At 39.3% G+C, this 506-nt stretch carries 1 protein-coding gene and 2 tRNA genes; 2 read left to right on the top strand and 1 reads right to left on the bottom strand.

Translation table 11 applies throughout. From position 1 onward, the window contains the following. Positions 1-91 precede the first annotated feature (91 nt). Both AB4238_RS17335 and AB4238_RS17330 read left to right on the top strand, forming a co-directional pair. Positions 92-167 (top strand) — tRNA-Gly (locus tag AB4238_RS17335). A 14-nt stretch (positions 168-181) separates the two neighbouring features. After that, positions 182-257 (top strand) — tRNA-Gly (locus AB4238_RS17330). Positions 258-295: 38 nt separating this feature from the next. On the opposite strand, the gene AB4238_RS17325 is transcribed toward AB4238_RS17330, so the two are convergent. Next, on the bottom strand, positions 296-506 hold a 211-nt coding region (locus AB4238_RS17325; protein ID WP_372034563.1), incomplete at its 5' end, for a hypothetical protein.

Raw genomic sequence — 506 nt, 5'->3', positions numbered from 1 at the left:
TGCCAAGGTATAGGTCATCGGTTCGAACCCGATATGTCGCTCCAATTTCAAACTTATTGAATGACCAAATTCGATAAGTAAAAAGATTTACGCGACATTAGCTCAGTTGGTAGAGCGATACCTTGCCAAGGTATAGGTCATCAGTTCGAACCTGATATGTCGCTCCAATTTCAAAGATTATGCGACATTAGCTCAGTTGGTAGAGCGATACCTTGCCAAGGTATAGGTCATCAGTTCGAACCTGATATGTCGCTCCAATCTTCCTTTTCCAAAAGCTAAACCCCTCAAAAAATAACTAAAGTGAAAAACACTGCAGCAAAATATATTTGTAGCTCAGCTGTGCTTGTAGATAAAGTTGATACCTTTTTGTTGTCAAGGTATAGGTCATCAGTTCGAACCCGCTGTTGTTTAAGTCAAAAGCTCGCTCCAATCTTCCTTTTCCAAAGGCTAAAACCCTCAAAAAATAACTAAAGTCAAAAACACTGCGGCAAAATATATTTGTAGCT

The organism is Shewanella sp. 10N.286.45.A1, assembly GCF_041470405.1.
Lineage (GTDB): Bacteria > Pseudomonadota > Gammaproteobacteria > Enterobacterales > Shewanellaceae > Shewanella.
This window is presented reverse-complemented; position numbering and strand designations above follow the sequence as displayed.